The sequence below is a fragment of the Bryocella elongata genome, assembly GCF_900108185.1.
Lineage (GTDB): Bacteria > Acidobacteriota > Terriglobia > Terriglobales > Acidobacteriaceae > Granulicella > Granulicella elongata.
The window spans coordinates 79236-93794 of sequence record NZ_FNVA01000004.1 but is presented as its reverse complement, the minus strand read 5'-3'; the positions used below and the strand labels follow the sequence as shown (position 1 = coordinate 93794).

The 14559-nt window shown below is 61.3% G+C and carries 17 protein-coding genes; 10 read left to right on the top strand and 7 right to left on the bottom strand.

The features are described 5' to 3' along the window. Positions 1–3 precede the first annotated feature (3 nt). From C4S68_RS12335 to C4S68_RS12320, 4 genes are all read left to right on the top strand, one after another. Complete coding sequence (locus C4S68_RS12335; protein WP_103933397.1) at positions 4–1230, top strand: glycosyltransferase family 4 protein; 1227 nt, start codon at positions 4–6, stop codon at positions 1228–1230. A gap of 146 nt (positions 1231–1376) precedes the next feature. Next, a complete protein-coding gene (locus C4S68_RS12330) occupies positions 1377–2567 on the top strand; it encodes a glycosyltransferase (RefSeq protein ID WP_103933396.1) in 1191 nt (396 codons plus the stop codon). Further along, positions 2567–3205 (top strand): LbetaH domain-containing protein, encoded by a 639-nt coding sequence (locus C4S68_RS12325; protein WP_235011558.1) that lies wholly within the window; start codon positions 2567–2569, stop codon positions 3203–3205. The genes C4S68_RS12330 and C4S68_RS12325 overlap by 1 nt, the downstream gene beginning before the upstream one ends. Next, positions 3202–4044 carry a glycosyltransferase family 2 protein gene (locus C4S68_RS12320; protein WP_235011557.1) on the top strand — a complete coding sequence of 281 codons (843 nt, stop codon included), beginning with the start codon at positions 3202–3204 and terminating at the stop codon, positions 4042–4044. Before C4S68_RS12325 ends, C4S68_RS12320 begins: the two co-directional genes overlap by 4 nt. 239 nt (positions 4045–4283) lie before the next feature. Here C4S68_RS12320 and C4S68_RS12315 read toward each other — a convergent pair whose 3' ends face one another. Beyond that, on the bottom strand, positions 4284–4664 hold the full coding sequence (locus C4S68_RS12315; protein WP_103933395.1) for a response regulator: 381 nt from the start codon (positions 4662–4664) through the stop codon (positions 4284–4286). Positions 4665–4852: 188 nt separating this feature from the next. Here C4S68_RS12315 and C4S68_RS12310 point away from each other — a divergent pair, with 188 nt between their 5' ends. Continuing rightward, positions 4853–5653 carry a tyrosine-protein phosphatase gene (locus C4S68_RS12310; protein ID WP_103933394.1) on the top strand — a complete coding sequence of 267 codons (801 nt, stop codon included), beginning with the start codon at positions 4853–4855 and terminating at the stop codon, positions 5651–5653. A 263-nt stretch (positions 5654–5916) separates the two neighbouring features. Here C4S68_RS12310 and C4S68_RS12305 read toward each other — a convergent pair whose 3' ends face one another. Beyond that, on the bottom strand, positions 5917–6549 hold the full coding sequence (locus tag C4S68_RS12305) for a class I SAM-dependent methyltransferase (RefSeq protein ID WP_268807282.1): 633 nt from the start codon (positions 6547–6549) through the stop codon (positions 5917–5919). 310 nt (positions 6550–6859) lie between these two features. Here C4S68_RS12305 and trhO point away from each other — a divergent pair, with 310 nt between their 5' ends. Continuing rightward, entirely contained in the window at positions 6860–7591 is a 732-nt protein-coding gene (gene trhO, locus C4S68_RS12300; RefSeq protein ID WP_103933392.1) for an oxygen-dependent tRNA uridine(34) hydroxylase TrhO, read from the top strand. Positions 7592–7630: 39 nt separating this feature from the next. On the opposite strand, the gene C4S68_RS12295 is transcribed toward trhO, so the two are convergent. Both C4S68_RS12295 and C4S68_RS12290 read right to left on the bottom strand, forming a co-directional pair. Beyond that, entirely contained in the window at positions 7631–8386 is a 756-nt protein-coding gene (locus C4S68_RS12295) for an SDR family NAD(P)-dependent oxidoreductase (protein WP_103933391.1), read from the bottom strand. After that, complete coding sequence (locus C4S68_RS12290) at positions 8383–8937, bottom strand: peptidase associated/transthyretin-like domain-containing protein (RefSeq protein WP_103933390.1); 555 nt, start codon at positions 8935–8937, stop codon at positions 8383–8385. The genes C4S68_RS12295 and C4S68_RS12290 overlap by 4 nt, the downstream gene beginning before the upstream one ends. A gap of 303 nt (positions 8938–9240) precedes the next feature. Between C4S68_RS12290 and C4S68_RS12285 the strand changes: the two genes are divergently transcribed. The 4 genes from C4S68_RS12285 (at position 9241) to C4S68_RS12270 (ending at position 13099) form a co-directional block, all read left to right on the top strand. Next, positions 9241–9534 (top strand): co-chaperone GroES, encoded by a 294-nt coding sequence (locus C4S68_RS12285; RefSeq protein WP_103933389.1) that lies wholly within the window; start codon positions 9241–9243, stop codon positions 9532–9534. A gap of 129 nt (positions 9535–9663) precedes the next feature. Then, entirely contained in the window at positions 9664–11334 is a 1671-nt protein-coding gene (gene groL, locus C4S68_RS12280; protein WP_103933388.1) for a chaperonin GroEL, read from the top strand. Positions 11335–11448: 114 nt separating this feature from the next. Then, positions 11449–12357 carry a TIR domain-containing protein gene (locus C4S68_RS12275; RefSeq protein WP_103933387.1) on the top strand — a complete coding sequence of 303 codons (909 nt, stop codon included), beginning with the start codon at positions 11449–11451 and terminating at the stop codon, positions 12355–12357. 46 nt (positions 12358–12403) lie between these two features. Continuing rightward, positions 12404–13099 (top strand): adenylate/guanylate cyclase domain-containing protein, encoded by a 696-nt coding sequence (locus C4S68_RS12270; RefSeq protein ID WP_103933386.1) that lies wholly within the window; start codon positions 12404–12406, stop codon positions 13097–13099. A 71-nt stretch (positions 13100–13170) separates the two neighbouring features. Here C4S68_RS12270 and C4S68_RS12265 read toward each other — a convergent pair whose 3' ends face one another. The 3 genes from C4S68_RS12265 to C4S68_RS12255 all read right to left on the bottom strand — a co-directional run bounded on the left by C4S68_RS12265 (position 13171) and on the right by C4S68_RS12255 (position 14415). Continuing rightward, positions 13171–13491 (bottom strand): helix-turn-helix domain-containing protein, encoded by a 321-nt coding sequence (locus C4S68_RS12265; protein WP_103933385.1) that lies wholly within the window; start codon positions 13489–13491, stop codon positions 13171–13173. Next, positions 13488–13826: a type II toxin-antitoxin system RelE/ParE family toxin gene (locus C4S68_RS12260; protein ID WP_103933384.1), complete on the bottom strand. Its 339-nt coding sequence runs from the start codon at positions 13824–13826 to the stop codon at positions 13488–13490. Before C4S68_RS12260 ends, C4S68_RS12265 begins: the two co-directional genes overlap by 4 nt. 271 nt (positions 13827–14097) lie before the next feature. Further along, the gene (locus C4S68_RS12255) at positions 14098–14415 is read right to left on the bottom strand and encodes a hypothetical protein (protein WP_146072133.1); all 318 of its coding nucleotides are present in this window, start codon (positions 14413–14415) and stop codon (positions 14098–14100) included. Positions 14416–14559: the final 144 nt, after the last annotated feature.

Below are 14559 nucleotides of genomic sequence, written 5' to 3'. Positions count from 1 at the left end.
TTGATGAATCAAACAGCGCAGGACAAGAGGGTCAGGCTGGCTTACCTCGTCAGCCACCCGATCCAGTACCAGGCGCCGCTGCTGCGTCGCATCGCTCGAGAGCCGGACATCGACCTTACCGTCCTGTTCGGCTCCGACTTTTCCGTGCGCTCGTACAAAGACGAGGGCTTCGGCGTCGAGGTGACCTGGGATACCCCGCTCCTCGACGGCTATCACCACGAGTTCCTTCCCCCGCTGCGGGACACCCGCGGAGTCTCCGCCACCAGCCCCATCAGCCGCGGCCTTTTTCGCCGCCTGCGCGGCTCGGGCTCGGCGTCGGCCTTCGACGCCCTTTGGGTCCACGGCTACGCCAGCGTCAACGCCCTGCAGGGCATTCTCTGCGCGAACGCTTTGGGGATTCCGGTCCTCCTCCGTGCCGAATCCTGGCTCGCTGACCGGCCACGCAGCCCCTGGAAGCTCGCGCTCAAAGGCCTCTTCCTGCGCGCGCTAAGCCACGGCATCGCCGCAACGCTGCCCATCGGCACCGCCAACCTCGAATACTGGCAGCACTACTTCGGAGACGACTTCCCGCAGTTCCTCATGCCCTACGCCGTCGACAACTCCTACTTCGCGGCAAAGGCTGCCGCCAGCCGATCGCCACGCGAAGAGCTCGGCCTCGAGCCCGGCCGGCCCATCATCCTGTTCGCGTCCAAGCTCCAGGAGCGCAAGCGAGCCATCGACCTGGTGAAAGCCTACGAGCTGCTGCTCACGCGCCTCGCTGGCCCTGCCCCTTACCTTGTCATCGTCGGAGACGGCGAGGAGCGTCAGGCTCTCGCTGCCTACATCCACGATCACCAGCTTCACGACGTCCGCCTGGCCGGATTCCGCAATCAGAGCGAGCTCCCCGGCTTCTTCGCCATGAGCGACGTCTTTGTGCTGCCCTCGCGCCATGAGCCCTGGGGCCTCATCGTCAATGAGGCGATGGCCGCTGGTTGTGCAGTCATCGTCTCCTCGGACGTCGGCTCGAGCTTCGACCTTGTCACCCCAGGTGTCGCGGGATACGTCTTTCCGGTTGAAGATGTTGGCGCTCTCGCACAGTCACTCTTTGATGTCCTCCAGCAACCCGGCACGGCCAACCGTATGGGCCGCGCCGCCGTCGAACGAATGGAAGCCTGGAGCTTTGAACAGGACGTGGTGGGTCTCAGGGAGGCACTCGCCTATGCAACAAGACGTATCTCTTTGTCGCAGTAAGATTTAGAGCCGATCGAACACCACCGCTGTTATTCTTGCGGCTGCTAAACCCAGCACTTCCAGTGCGCCCGATAGTCCCCACATAACGGGTTTCGCGTTTTTGCTTCAGGGTCTTACACAAGGTCGTAAGGGACAAGGTCGGACTTATGCAGCGCATTCTTCATCTCATCGGTACGGTGGATCCAGCCGCCGGAGGGCCCACCGAGGTGATCCGAATGCTCGTGAAGCACGCCCCTCCGGACTTCGAAAGCGAAGTGGCGACGATCGACGATCCCTTCGCCAGCTTTCTCCATGAGATGCCCTGTACCGTCCACGCCCTCGGCTCCGCCCGCAAGCAATGGTACGTTCCAGCCCTTCGCGATTGGCTCATCGTCCATCGCGACCGCTACGACGGTGTGATCGTCCACGGCCTTTGGGAATACACCGGCGTTGCTGCTCGCATCGCCCTCCACGGTAAGGTTCCCTACGCCGTCTTCCCGCACGGCATGCTCGACCCGTACTTCCGCCGCGCGCACCCAGTCAAACACCTCAAGAAGTGCCTCTACTGGCTCACGGAGGAGTACTGGACGCTGCGACGAGCCCATCGGGTGCTGTTCACGGCCACGGCCGAACGCGATCTCGCCCTCCTGACCTTCACTCCTTCCCGGTGGCGCTCCGCCGTGACGCCGATCGGGTGCGAATCTCCTCCCCCCTACACCCAAGAACAGGGCGATGCCTTCGCCGCAGCCGTGCCCGGTGTCGCAGGCCACCGCTTTCTCCTTTTCCTCGGGCGCATCGACCCCAAGAAAGGCTGTGACCTCCTGCTGGACGCCTTCACCGCCCCCGAAGGCGCTGCGGCCAACGATCCCGACCTGCATCTCGTCATGGCAGGTCCCGATTCCAACGGCTGGAGCCAGCAGCTTCGCCAGCGCCTGGTGACCTCCCCCTTCGCGGATCGCGTACACTGGCCGGGTATGCTTCGCGGCGATGCAAAGTACGGAGCGCTGGCCTCTTGTGAGGCTTTTGTCCTGACTTCGCACCAGGAAAACTTCGGCGTCGCCGTTGCAGAAGCCATGGCGGCCTCCAGGCCCGTGCTGCTCACCTTCCCCGTCAACATCGCGCAGGAGATCGCAGATGCCGGCGGTGCGCTGGTGGAGGCCGACACCCCAAGAGGCGTCTCCACCCTCCTCCAACGCTGGATCAGCCTTCCTTCCGATGAACGGGTGCAGATGGGGGTCAAGGCTCGTAAAATGTTTGAAGAACGATTCGATATGCCTCGCAACGCGCAAGCCATACTTCGCGTCTTTCAACATGAAGCCGAAGTTCCTTCCGGCTCACCCGTGGAGGGTACCTCTTGATGGCGCGTCTCCCCGACTATCGCGCGCAGGAGGGTCTGGATAACGCCGACGCCTATACCCGGCCCTCGTTCTCCCTCATCAACCGCGTGGTACGCCTGGTGTGGAACATCACCTGGCTTGTTTTGTACCGCCCGTCGCCCCGCACCATGCACCGCTGGCGGGCCTTGCTCCTCCGTTGCTTTGGCGCCACCGTTGGCCCCGACTGCCACTTTTATCCGAGCTCCAGGGTATGGGCGCCTTGGAACCTGATCTGCGAAGACCATGTCGCCGCAGGAGATGGTGTCGAGATCTATAACCCCTCGCCCATCCAGCTCGACTCGCACGTCATCCTCTCGCAGGGCTCCTACCTGTGTGGTGCAACCCACGACTCCGACGATCCGGCCTTCCCGTTGCTCTCCTATCGCATGCACATCCACCGCTATGCGTGGATCTGTGCCCGCGCCTGTGTGGCGCCCGGAGTGACCGTCGGCGAAGGCGCCGTCCTCGGCCTGGCCTCTGTCGCCACCCGCGACCTCAGCCCCTGGACCGTCTACAGTGGCCACCCCGCAGTCCCCATCCGCGAGCGCAACCGCACCATCGATGAAGCCGGTCGACCGCTTCCCGTGGAGTCCGAAGCTCGCGGAGTGCCTGCCGATTGATCGACTCTACCGGCATCTCCGTTCTCATCCTCACCCGGAACGAGGAGCAGGATCTGCCCGGCTGCCTCGACTCAGCCGCTTTCTCCGACGACATCCACGTCCTCGACTCCCAGTCCACCGACCGCACCCGTGAGATCGCCGTGGCTCGCGGTGCGAAGGTCACCATCCGCCCCTTTGACAGCTACGCAAAGCAGCGCAACGCCGGCCTGGCGCTTTCCCTCGCCCATGCCTGGGTCCTGGTCCTCGACGCCGACGAACGCGTCACCCCGGCACTAGCCGCGGAGATGCAGCAGGTCGTCTCCAACGTCGCCGAAGACGTCGCCGGCTTCCGCATGCGCCGCCGGGACTTCCTGTGGGGCACATGGCTCAGGCACGCGCAGATGACTCCCTTCTATGTGCGTCTGCTCCGCGTCGGCCGCGCCCGCTACACCCGCGAGATCAACGAGGTCGTCGAGGTCGAGGGCGACATCGCCAACCTCACCGCGCCACTCGACCATCATCCCTTTTCCAAGGGCATCAGCCACTGGGTGGCCAAGCACAACACCTACTCCACGATGGAAGCCGAGCTCCTCGCCGCCAGAGCCGACGATAGCTCCGCCTCCCTGCGCAAGGCTCTCTTCGCAAAGAACTTCCACGAACGCCGCGTCGCCCAGAAGGCCATCTTCTATCGCCTGCCCGGCCGCCCGCTCATCAAGTGGGCGTACATGATGTTCGTGCGCGGCGCAGTGCTCGACGGCTCAGCCGGCATCGCCTACGCCACGCTGGCCAGCTTCTACGAGTACCTCATCGAGCTGAAGGCCAAAGAGATCCGCCGCAGGAATGCCAGCCTCCCGCTCTAACAACCGTCTTACCCTCGCCAGCCACAGCTTCACCACGCAGCTGCAGTGGAGGAAGACTCGAAGAGTCATCCTCCGCGACCTGAAAACCTCATACCTCTACAGAAAAGAACCTCTCCGCAGCGCCACAAGCTCACGGGGACCAGCACCGACGCAGCCCCGACGCACAAAAAACGAGATGCAAGTCCCCGGCTTTCGCCCCGGGCCTCGCATCTCGCCTCTCGTTTCTCGAATCTTCTATTTTACGCCCGCAGCTTCGCGAGCAGGTCCGTCGGATGCACCGGCTTGGCCAGGATCTCGAACTCGTGCCCCTGCGTGCGGGCGCGCTCCAGCAGGTCAGCCGTCGCGGCCTGACCGCTGAACAGAAGGATCTTGCAGTTCGGCAGCTTCGCGCGGGTCTGGATCGCCGCTTCGATACCCGTCATCCCCGTCATGATGACGTCCGAGATGAGCATGTCCGGCTGGAACCCGTCGAGAGCTTCCAGGGCCTTCTCGCCGCTGTACACGGCGCGTGCTTCAAAGCCTGCTTGATTGAGAATGATGGCGAGGGTGTTGGCGATGACCTGCTCGTCGTCAGCCACCAGCACACGCGGTTTCGCCTTCGGAGTCGTTACGTCAGACATGAATAGACTTCCTGTCGTACTTGGAATCAAACTGGGCCCGGGTGCCCTGAACGTTCGCAGGACGTTTTGACGAGCAGCGTTTCAACTGCCATCATACGACGTCCCACTCGCTGCCGATACTCGGGGCACTCTCAGCGGTTCGATGCGTCCCCTGGGCCAAACGCTGTACGGTGTTACGCTTAAGTCCGATGGTCGATCTGCACCACCACCTGTTGTTCGGGATGGACGACGGCGCCAAGGATCTTGCCGTCTCCCTTGATATGGCACGGGTTGCTGTCGCCGACGGCATCACCCACGTCGTCTGCACCCCCCACGCCAGCGGAAAATACACCTTCGAGCCCGAGCTCATCGCCGAGCGTCTCGCCATGCTGCGCGAGGCCCTCGCCGCCGAGGAACTCCCCCTGAACCTCAGCACGGGCTGCGACTTCCACATGAACTACGACAACGTGGAAGATGCGCTCGCCAACCCGCGCAAATACACAATCCGCCAGACCGAGTACCTGCTCATCGAGCTCCCGGACATGGCCATCTCCCGCAACCTCGGGGAGTCCCTCTACGACCTTCGCCAGGCCGGCATGACGCCCATCCTCACCCACCCGGAGCGCAACCCCACCCTCCAGCGCGACCCTGAGCGCCTCCGCGAGTGGATGCAGGCCGGACTCCTCTGCCAGGTCACCTGCCAGTCTGTCACCGGCGAGATGGGCAGACCCGCCGAGAAGATGGCCCACCAGCTCCTCGCCGACCGCTGGGTACACTTCCTCGCCACCGACGCCCACGACCCCATCCGCCGCCTCCCCCGCATGAGCACCGCCCGCGCGTGGGTCGCCCGCAAACACGGCGAAGAGTACGCCGAACGCCTCTGCCTCACGAACTCCATGTCCGTCTGGGAAGGCCAGCCCCTTCCCGAACAGGACCCACCCCGGAACCTCTTCGACGACGAAGACGACGACGCCCCCCGGCCCTGGTGGAAGAAGATCTTCAGGCGCTGACGATCTGGGACTGACAGTCTCCGCTTGACGACCAGCAGCAAACCCTCTGCCTCCGGCCCGTCGCCCGGCATCCTTTGGTTGTCATTCCGAAGGGAATCCTCTTCCCTTCCCTCACTTCAGCATCGTGAGAAAGAGGAGTGGATGACCTTACGCCGACTTATCGTCACAAGACCCGGTGACAGTGCGCGCCTTGGCGATGATGCGCTCTTTCGACCTCGCAGCCACCGATGCCTCTGAGCAGCCAACGTCCGTAGGACAGGCGCCTATCGAGGTTGCGGTTTCCGCCCGACTAGGCGAAGAAGTCTCCCCGCTTGGCCCTTATGGACGACGAAACCAACCCGCACCATCGCATCGTCCAGCCAGCCAATAGGCAGGCGCAGCTTACGGTAGCTGCTCTTTTCGAGTAGCCATTGGTGATTCACTCGGCTGTAGACCAAATCATGAACCATGACCGTATCCGTCTTATCGAATTCCAGAAAGCAGGTCATGACTTTATCTTCATCCGCATGGACGGGAATGAAACGATCGAGGCCGGTAGCCTCGACGCTGAGATCTCGGTAGCTGATTACAAGTCTCCCACCGGGAACGAGGGCGTCAAAGACCGAGCCTAGAAGGCTTTCAACAGCGTCTTTGGTCTCAAGGTGAGTGATCGTATCCCCCATGCAGACGATCGCATTCACAGACGCTGGAGATACAAAATGGCTCAGATCCAATAGATCAGCGCAAATCGTTCTAACGGGCAGTTCTTTCTGGTGAAGCTGAAGCTCCTTGAGGAGAGATTCGCTCGTATCTAAGGCAAGCACCGGAGAATATCCCATCTCGGAGAGCGCAATGGTCTGGAATCCTGGGCCACTTCCTAGATCTACTGCTAATCCGAGTCCAGAATCGTCCGCAATCGGCTGGAGCGCATCTTCAAGAATGTTTTTTTTGCTCAGCTACTTTTGCCGAGAATGACGTACCAAACATCCATGAGTAGTGCTTTGCGAGAAGATTACTGTAATGGTCTTGAACGTCGCTCATTGGTGCAATTTTATCAATTAGCTATGCAAAGAGGATGGGGTATGGCCTGCTGCGTCGAATGTCGCCGGCTCTCGCTTTACGGTAATCCAATGATCTTCGCCTTCAACTGTTTGTTTCAGGCCAATGCACTCATTGAGTCTGGAATGAAGCGCATCCCGTCATCGTCCCACTAAACTAGAACTCAGCATGTACACCGTCGCCGCCTTCTACCGCTTCTTCGCTCTATCCGATCCGCAGGCCCTGCGCGACGAACTGCACCAGACCTTTGTGAACACCGACCTTCGCGGCACCACCCTCCTCGCGCCCGAGGGCATCAACGGCACCATGGCGGGCTCACAGGAGTCCATCGACCGCTTCCTCACCCTGCTTGACGAGCGCTGCGGCCTCGAGCGCTCCGAGGTGAAGTTCTCCACCACCGAGACCCCACCCTTTCGCCGCCTCAAGTTCAAGCGCAAGCGCGAGATCATCACCTTCCGCGCGGAAAACCCCGTCGATCCCACCCGCCCCGGCACCTACGTTGACCCGGCCGACTGGAACGCCCTCGCCGCAGACCCCAACGTGCTGCTCCTCGACACCCGCAACACCTACGAGACCGAGATCGGCACCTTCGCCGGAGCCGTAACCCCGCCGCTCAATACCTTCTCCGACTTCGCCACCTGGGTCACCGAGCACCTCGAGCCCACACAAACTCCGAAGGTCGCCATGTTCTGCACCGGAGGCATCCGCTGCGAAAAAGCCTCAGCCTACATGCTGCAATTGGGCTTTCCCGAGGTCTATCACCTGCGCGGAGGCATCCTCCGCTACCTCCAGGAGACGCAGCCCTCCGAAAGCCGCTGGAACGGCGACTGCTACATCTTCGATGAGCGCGTCGCCGTCAACCACGACGACCTACGCCTCGAAGAACAGACAGAGGACTAAGGATTACTGTCTACTGTTTATTCCTTTGCGGTCTTGCCCCTACAGCGCCAGCCCACCATCCACCGCCAGCAGCTGCCCCGTGATGAAGTGTGGCGCCGTAGCGAAGAACAACACCGCCGCCGCAACATCCGCCGGGGTCCCGTTCCGTTTCATCGGAGTCTTCGCCGCCAGGTGCTCATACGCCGCATCGGTCGCGCCAATCGCAATCATCCCCGGCGCCACGCAATTCACGCTGATCTCCGGTGCCCACGCCTTCGCCATCGTCTGCGACAGCATGTGCAGCGCCGCTTTGCTCGTGCAGTAGTGCGCATGCGTCGGCCATGGATGCAGCCCGCCCAGCGACCCAATATTCACGATGCGCCCGCTTCCCGCCGCAAGCGCTCCATGCGCGGCCTTCGCCACCAGGAACGGCCCGCGCGTGTTGGTCGCGAACATCGCGTCCCACTGCTCCGCAGTGATCTGCTCGAGCGGAGCAGTCTCAAACGCGCCCGCGTTGTTGATCAGGAGGTCGAGCCCATGCATCTTCTGCACGACCTCCGCAACAGCCGCATTCACGCTGGCCTCGTCGCTCACATCGCACTTCACGGCAAAGGCATCCGAACCCTCCGCCGCGAGATCCGCAACCGTCTGGTCAGCCTCAAACTTCGACTCACGATACGTAATTGCCACGCGAGCGCCAGCCGCAGCCAGATCCAGCGCAATCGCCCGCCCAATCCGCTTGGCTCCGCCCGTAATCAGCACACGCTGGCCGGTCAGAGCCTTCGAAGCCGCAAGGTCCCCCGGCTCGCGGCTCAACGTGTTTCACCAGCCGGCGGCGTGGTGGTCGCCGGAGTCGCTGGGGCAGCAGGCGGAGTCGTCGTCGCAGGAGCCGTCTTCGGGATCACCCGCTCCTGGGTGCCCGGCTTTACCTGCGCAGCCTTGCCGTCGTTGTCCTCATAGACCGAAACCTGCGCACGCGGCCGCTGCAGCTTGACCAGCATCTCCTTCGAGTCTCCCGTAAGGTCGAACTCCGTCGAATACGTCGCAAAGCCGGTGGCGATCACCTGCAGCGTCACGTGGCTGCCCACTTCAAGCACGTCGATCGCAGCGCGCCCATCGGGATCGGTCTTCACTTCCAGGTTCCCATCGTCGCGTCCGTCGCGGGTCGCGTGGAAGACCACCGCAACGTTCGGCAACGGCTTCGAGTTGAAGCCCTTCTCCACCGTCACCACAACATGTGCGATCGGAGGAAGCGGCTTGTACTTGCGGCCATGGGCAGGGTCCTGGGCCGAGGCGGAGACGAGGCCCGAAGCGGTGACGGCGGCAGCGGCGAGAGCAAATTTACGGAGGCGAAACACGGACAGCATGGCAGAGATTGTACAGGGACAGCCCAGGAAATGGCCTATCCGCCGCGCGGCTCTGGCCGCTCCAGACTCCCTCCAGACATAGCCACTCCGCAGCCCGCTGAAACCTGAGCGTAATTCACTGAGATTTCTCGCTTGGCAGTTGACACGGTCGATTGCTAAGGCCTAAAGTAGCAATCGGCAAGGGAGACTGCCAGCTCGAGCCTGGCCGCGTTCCGGCGGCTTCTGCGAGTTGCCACTTCCCTCCTGGTTCCAGCCCGAAAGCTGGTCCTTTCCGCCCACAAGTCATAAGGAGAACTACGAATCATGGCTACATTCACGCCGCTCCACGACCGCATCCTGGTCAAGCGCAAGGAAGAGTCGACCCAGACCACCTCCTTCGGCATCATCATCCCCGACTCGGCCAAGGAAAAGCCGCAGCAGGGCGAGGTGATCTCCGTCGGTAAGGGCAAGTCCAACGACGAAGGCAAGGTCTTCCCGCTCGACGTCAAGGCTGGCGACACCATCCTCTTCGGCAAGTACTCCGGCACCGAGATCAAGCTCGACGGCGATGAGTTCCTCATCATGCGCGAAGAAGAAGTCCTCGGAATCCTCAAGTAACGAGGGCACAGGTTCCAGGGCCAAGGGCCCAGCGAACCTGCCCGTTTTTGGACCCTTGGCCCTGAGCCCTGGGCCCTGAACCCTACTGAAATCATCCGCGGCCTCGGCGCCGCGACGGAGCACAACACAATGGCAAAGCAGATTCTGCACGGAGAAGATTCGCGTCAGGCGATCCTGCGTGGCGTGAACACCCTCGCCAACGCAGTCAAGGTGACCCTCGGCCCCAAGGGCCGCAACGTCGTCATCGAGAAGAAGTTCGGTTCCCCCACCATCACCAAGGACGGCGTCACCGTCGCCAAGGAGATCGAGCTCGCGGACGGCCTCGAGAACATGGGCGCACAGATGGTGAAGGAAGTCGCTTCCAAGACCTCCGACATCGCCGGCGACGGCACCACCACCGCCACCGTTCTGGCCCAGGCCATCTACCGCGAGGGCGTCAAGACCGTCGCCGCCGGTGCAAACCCCATGGCACTCAAGCGCGGCATCGACAAGGCTGTCGCCGCCATCATCGGCAAGCGCGATGAGAATGGCGTCGTAGTCGGCGGAGCTCTCTCCGAGTTCTCCAAGCCCGTCTCCGGCGACATGATCGCCCAGGTCGGCACCATCTCCGCCAACTCGGATTCGCAGATCGGCGAGATCATCGCCGCTGCCATGTCCACCGTCGGCAAGGATGGCGTCATCACGGTCGAAGAGTCCCGCACCATGGAGACCCAGCTCGAGACCGTCGAAGGCATGCAGTTCGATCGCGGCTACCTCTCGCCCTACTTCGTCACCGACGCAGAGCGCATGGAAGCGGCCCTCGAGAACCCTTACATCCTCATCTACGAGAAGAAGATCTCCACGATGAAGGACCTGCTGCCCCTGCTCGAGCAGATCGCCCGCACCGCCAAGCCCCTCCTCATCATTGCTGAGGACGTGGACGGTGAAGCGCTCGCCACCCTCGTCGTCAACAAGCTGCGTGGCACGCTCAACGTCGCCGCCGTCAAGGCGCCCGGCTTCGGCGATCGCCGCAAGGCCATGCTCGAGGACATCGCTGTCCTCACCGGCGGCAAGGCCATCACCGAAGACCTCGGCGTCAAGCTCGAGGGCGTCAAGCTCGAAGACCTCGGCACCGCCAAGCGCGTCACCATCGACAAGGACAACACCACCATCGTCGATGGCGGCGGTGATGGCTCCAAGCTCGAAGGCCGCGTCAAGGAGATCCGCGCTCAGATCGAGAAGACCACCTCCGATTACGACCGTGAGAAGCTCCAGGAGCGCCTCGCCAAGCTCGTCGGCGGCGTCGCCGTCATCAAGGTCGGTGCTGCTACCGAGACCGAGATGAAGGAGAAGAAGGCCCGCGTGGAAGACGCGATGCACGCAACCCGTGCAGCCGTTGAGGAAGGCATCGTCCCGGGCGGCGGTGTGGCGCTCATCCGCTGCGCTCCCGCAGTCGACGCCCTCATCAAGACCCTCGAAGGTGACGAGAAGATCGGTGCAACGATCATCCGCCGCGCCATCGAAGAGCCCCTCCGCATGATCGTCCACAACGCGGGCGAAGAAGGCGCGGTCGTCATCGGCAAGATCAACGAGTCCAAGGACACCAACTTTGGCTATAACGCCGGAACCGGTGCCTACGAGGACCTCGTCGCTGCCGGCGTCATCGACCCCACCAAGGTCACCCGCACCGCTCTCCAGAACGCAGCGTCGATCTCCGGCCTCATGCTCACCACCGAAGCCATGATCGCCGAGATCCCCGAGAAGAAGGAAGCAGCCGGCGGCCACAACCACGGTGGCGGCGGCATGGACGGCATGTACTAAGCCCCACCGGGTGGCCCATCCTTCGACAGCACCATCGTCGAAGGGTGGGGTCGGCCCAGCAATAGCGAAGGCCCCGGAGAGATCCGGGGCCTTCTGGTTCACGAGAGAAATCTGATGATTGAACGATTCGCCGGAGAATCAAATCGAAGAGTCCTGCTTGACGCGCTCCTGAGCCAGAAGCTGATTGCGGGTAATCTAGACCTCGCAACTGAAGCCGCTGCGATTGGAGAACTGAGCCAAATAACTGCAGGTGAGTCAATCATCCATCAAGGCGGTGATGACAACGACGTCTACCTGATTGTTGCGGGTGTATTCGACATCATCGTAAACAACCGAATCGTCGCGGCACGCTTCACAGGCGATCATGTTGGAGAAATGGTCGCCATCCAGCCAACTCAGAGAAGGTCGGCGACTGTAACTTCGCGAGAAACGTCAGTGATCCTAAAGCTAAGTGAAAATCAGTTCGCGGCGCTTTATAGCAAATACCCACAAATACGGCTTCACGTTTCGAAGGAATTAGCCCGGAGGCTCGAACAGCGAAACGCATTAGTCACAACGGTGAGTGATCGGATACGCGTATTCATAATATCTTCTTCCGAAGCGATTGAAATCGCGCGTACCATTCAAACCGCCTTTGACCACGATCCATTCAACGTGACGGTGTGGACTGACGGAGTTTTTCGTGCGTCCCAATACGCGATCGAAAGCCTCGAGCGCGCCCTAGACGCATCTGACATTGCAATTGCCGTTGCTCAACCGGACGACATTACAGAGAGTCGTGGGCAACAAAGGGCGACACCACGTGACAATGTAATTTTCGAGTTAGGTTTTTTCATGGGTCGCTTAGGACGACACCGCGCGCTCTTGGTCGAGCCGCGAGGTGAAGAGATCAATTTGCCGTCAGACCTCCACGGGATCAACGCAATTACATACCGGTACGACCCTCACGACGTGACGCGCTCCCTCGCTCCGGCATGTAACCGTCTTCGTGAAGTCATTCGCGGACTCGGACCAAACCGTTAGAACCAACAGTCGCGACATACCCGTCATCCAGAGGAAGGAGAGCAACATGGGTCTCGCTGAAGACTTGAAGTCTGAAGTGGCAGCAGTTTTCCGTGAAGTCTGGTCGACAAGAAAAGGTCAGGTTGTTCCTGACACTCCTGACCTCAAGATGTCGAACGACGGAGTAGAACTCGAGGCAACGGTACTCTACGCAGACATAGACGGGTCCACTAGCATGGTGGACGCTAACCCGCCGCAATTTGCAGCGGAAGTCTATAAGACCTATCTTTTGTGCGCAGCACGTCTTATCAAGTCTGAAGGCGGAGTCATCACTGCATACGACGGTGATCGAGTAATGGCTGTTTTCATCGGCGGTTCAAAGAATTCATCTGCCGTCCGCTGTGGCCTAAAAATTAAAGCGGCGGTGACCGAGATCATCAACCCGGCGATCAAGAACCAATACAACTCGGACTTCCAACTACGGCAAGTAGTCGGAATTGATACCAGTCAGCTTCTCGTCGCTCGAACCGGAATTCGCGGCTCCAATGACCTCGTCTGGGTAGGCCCCGCAGCAAATCACGCCGCTAAACTCAGCGGCATCAGCGAGCCGCTATATTCGACCTACATCAGCGCGGCAGTGTATGCCCGGCTAAGCGAAGACGCGAAGATTGGGTCAGACGGCAAAAACATGTGGGAAGAGAGGGCTTGGCAGGGAAAAACCATCTACCGCTCGCACTACTATTGGCACGTACCAAATTCTTAGCAGCGCGTCCTGACACCTAGAGCACGACGCCGGGTGCTGACGGCCCGCTGATGAGTCACTGATCCCGCCCCCTACGCCGCCGCCCGCTTCTTCTTCGCCGCCTTCTCACGCCCCAGCGCCCGCATCACCGCCTCCGGCTCCTTCGCAATCACCGTCAGATACGCCCGCGCCGAGACCTCCGGCTGCCGCCGTCCACCCTCCCAATGCTTGATCGCATCCAGGCTGAACCCGAACGCCTCGGCAAACTTCGCCTGCGTCATCTGTAACTGCCCGCGAATCTCCTTCACATTCACCGCCGCAGGTACATGCACGCGATAGCCGTCGCGCTTCCCTTCCAGAAAGCTCTGGACCTCATCCAGCCCCTGCATCATGTCTTCGAACATCTGGCTCATCGCCCAACTCCATACTCCGCAAAGATCGCGTCCGCTCGAGCCTTCAAGGCATTTCGCTCCGCCGCCGTCAGGTTCGCCTTCTCGTTCTTTGCATACACCGTGATCAGAAACACCGGCATAGATAGGTTGCGATACAGATAGATCACGCGAACGCCGCCGCGCTTACCCATCCCCGGTCGCGCGGCACGCAGCTTACGGAACCCGCCCGTCCCAGACATCACTTCGCCCGCCTCAGGGTTTTCCGCTACCGCATCGACGATTGCCTTCATCGTCGCCTCGTTCAGAACCGGCTCTGCACGCGTCAGGTAGCTCGGCGTTTCCACAACCGTGTGCATCCCACCTTGTACTCCATTGGACACCGCAAATCAAGACTCCGATGTACCATGCCAGCCCTTCAACGAATTCCTCGCCAAACGTGGCAGACTAACTCGCCCAGACAACTACACTAGACATAGGCCCGCAAATCACCCACAGAAGCCCATCTGCTCCAGTCCGGACAAAACCGACACAGAAACCCCAGGTCCGACCCTAAAGTCTCTTGTTTGAATACTTTGGGGGGGGGGGGGGGGGGGGGGGGGGGGGGGGGGGGGGGGGGGGGGGCTTGCATCATTGCACCGGAATCACCCGTCCGCCATCCACAGCCGACACCATCATCACCTTGTCCACGTGACGATCCGTGGCGCTGGTGATCGTTACCTTCTCGCCTGGCATCACCTGCAACACCACCTTCTCCGCCACCGGCAGCGCGACCACCGCGTGGCCCAAATGCGCCTCGCGCGACTTGCCGGACATATTCACCAGCACCACCCGGATGGGCATCGCACGACCGGGTAGGGGCCCTTGCGGGATACCCTCCGCCAGGACCGGAGACGCAACAGAAGCCATGACAAGAACGGCAAGAACGATGAATTGGAGACGACGCATAAGCAAGCCCTCCCAGGCTTTCGAGTGCCAGCCTATGTCTCTCCACCGTGATTCCCTGCCCGCATTGTGTCCACCGGAAAATGAGGAGGACGAGTAGCAATAGGCAGTGATGAATCGAAGTTCGCCCCAAGCCAGCCAGCCACC

Coding starts and splice junctions, on each gene's coding strand:
- C4S68_RS12325 (WP_235011558.1), top strand. CDS start 2,567: ATGGCGCGTCTCCCCGACTATCGCGCGCAGGAGGGTCTGGATAACGCC.
- C4S68_RS12310 (WP_103933394.1), top strand. CDS start 4,853: ATGGTCGATCTGCACCACCACCTGTTGTTCGGGATGGACGACGGCGCC.
- C4S68_RS12275 (WP_103933387.1), top strand. CDS start 11,449: ATGATTGAACGATTCGCCGGAGAATCAAATCGAAGAGTCCTGCTTGAC.
- groL (WP_103933388.1), top strand. CDS start 9,664: ATGGCAAAGCAGATTCTGCACGGAGAAGATTCGCGTCAGGCGATCCTG.
- C4S68_RS12270 (WP_103933386.1), top strand. CDS start 12,404: ATGGGTCTCGCTGAAGACTTGAAGTCTGAAGTGGCAGCAGTTTTCCGT.
- trhO (WP_103933392.1), top strand. CDS start 6,860: ATGTACACCGTCGCCGCCTTCTACCGCTTCTTCGCTCTATCCGATCCG.
- C4S68_RS12330 (WP_103933396.1), top strand. CDS start 1,377: ATGCAGCGCATTCTTCATCTCATCGGTACGGTGGATCCAGCCGCCGGA.
- C4S68_RS12265 (WP_103933385.1), bottom strand. CDS start 13,491: ATGAGCCAGATGTTCGAAGACATGATGCAGGGGCTGGATGAGGTCCAG.
- C4S68_RS12290 (WP_103933390.1), bottom strand. CDS start 8,937: ATGCTGTCCGTGTTTCGCCTCCGTAAATTTGCTCTCGCCGCTGCCGCC.
- C4S68_RS12255 (WP_146072133.1), bottom strand. CDS start 14,415: ATGCGTCGTCTCCAATTCATCGTTCTTGCCGTTCTTGTCATGGCTTCT.
- C4S68_RS12335 (WP_103933397.1), top strand. CDS start 4: ATGAATCAAACAGCGCAGGACAAGAGGGTCAGGCTGGCTTACCTCGTC.
- C4S68_RS12260 (WP_103933384.1), bottom strand. CDS start 13,826: ATGCACACGGTTGTGGAAACGCCGAGCTACCTGACGCGTGCAGAGCCG.
- C4S68_RS12315 (WP_103933395.1), bottom strand. CDS start 4,664: ATGTCTGACGTAACGACTCCGAAGGCGAAACCGCGTGTGCTGGTGGCT.
- C4S68_RS12285 (WP_103933389.1), top strand. CDS start 9,241: ATGGCTACATTCACGCCGCTCCACGACCGCATCCTGGTCAAGCGCAAG.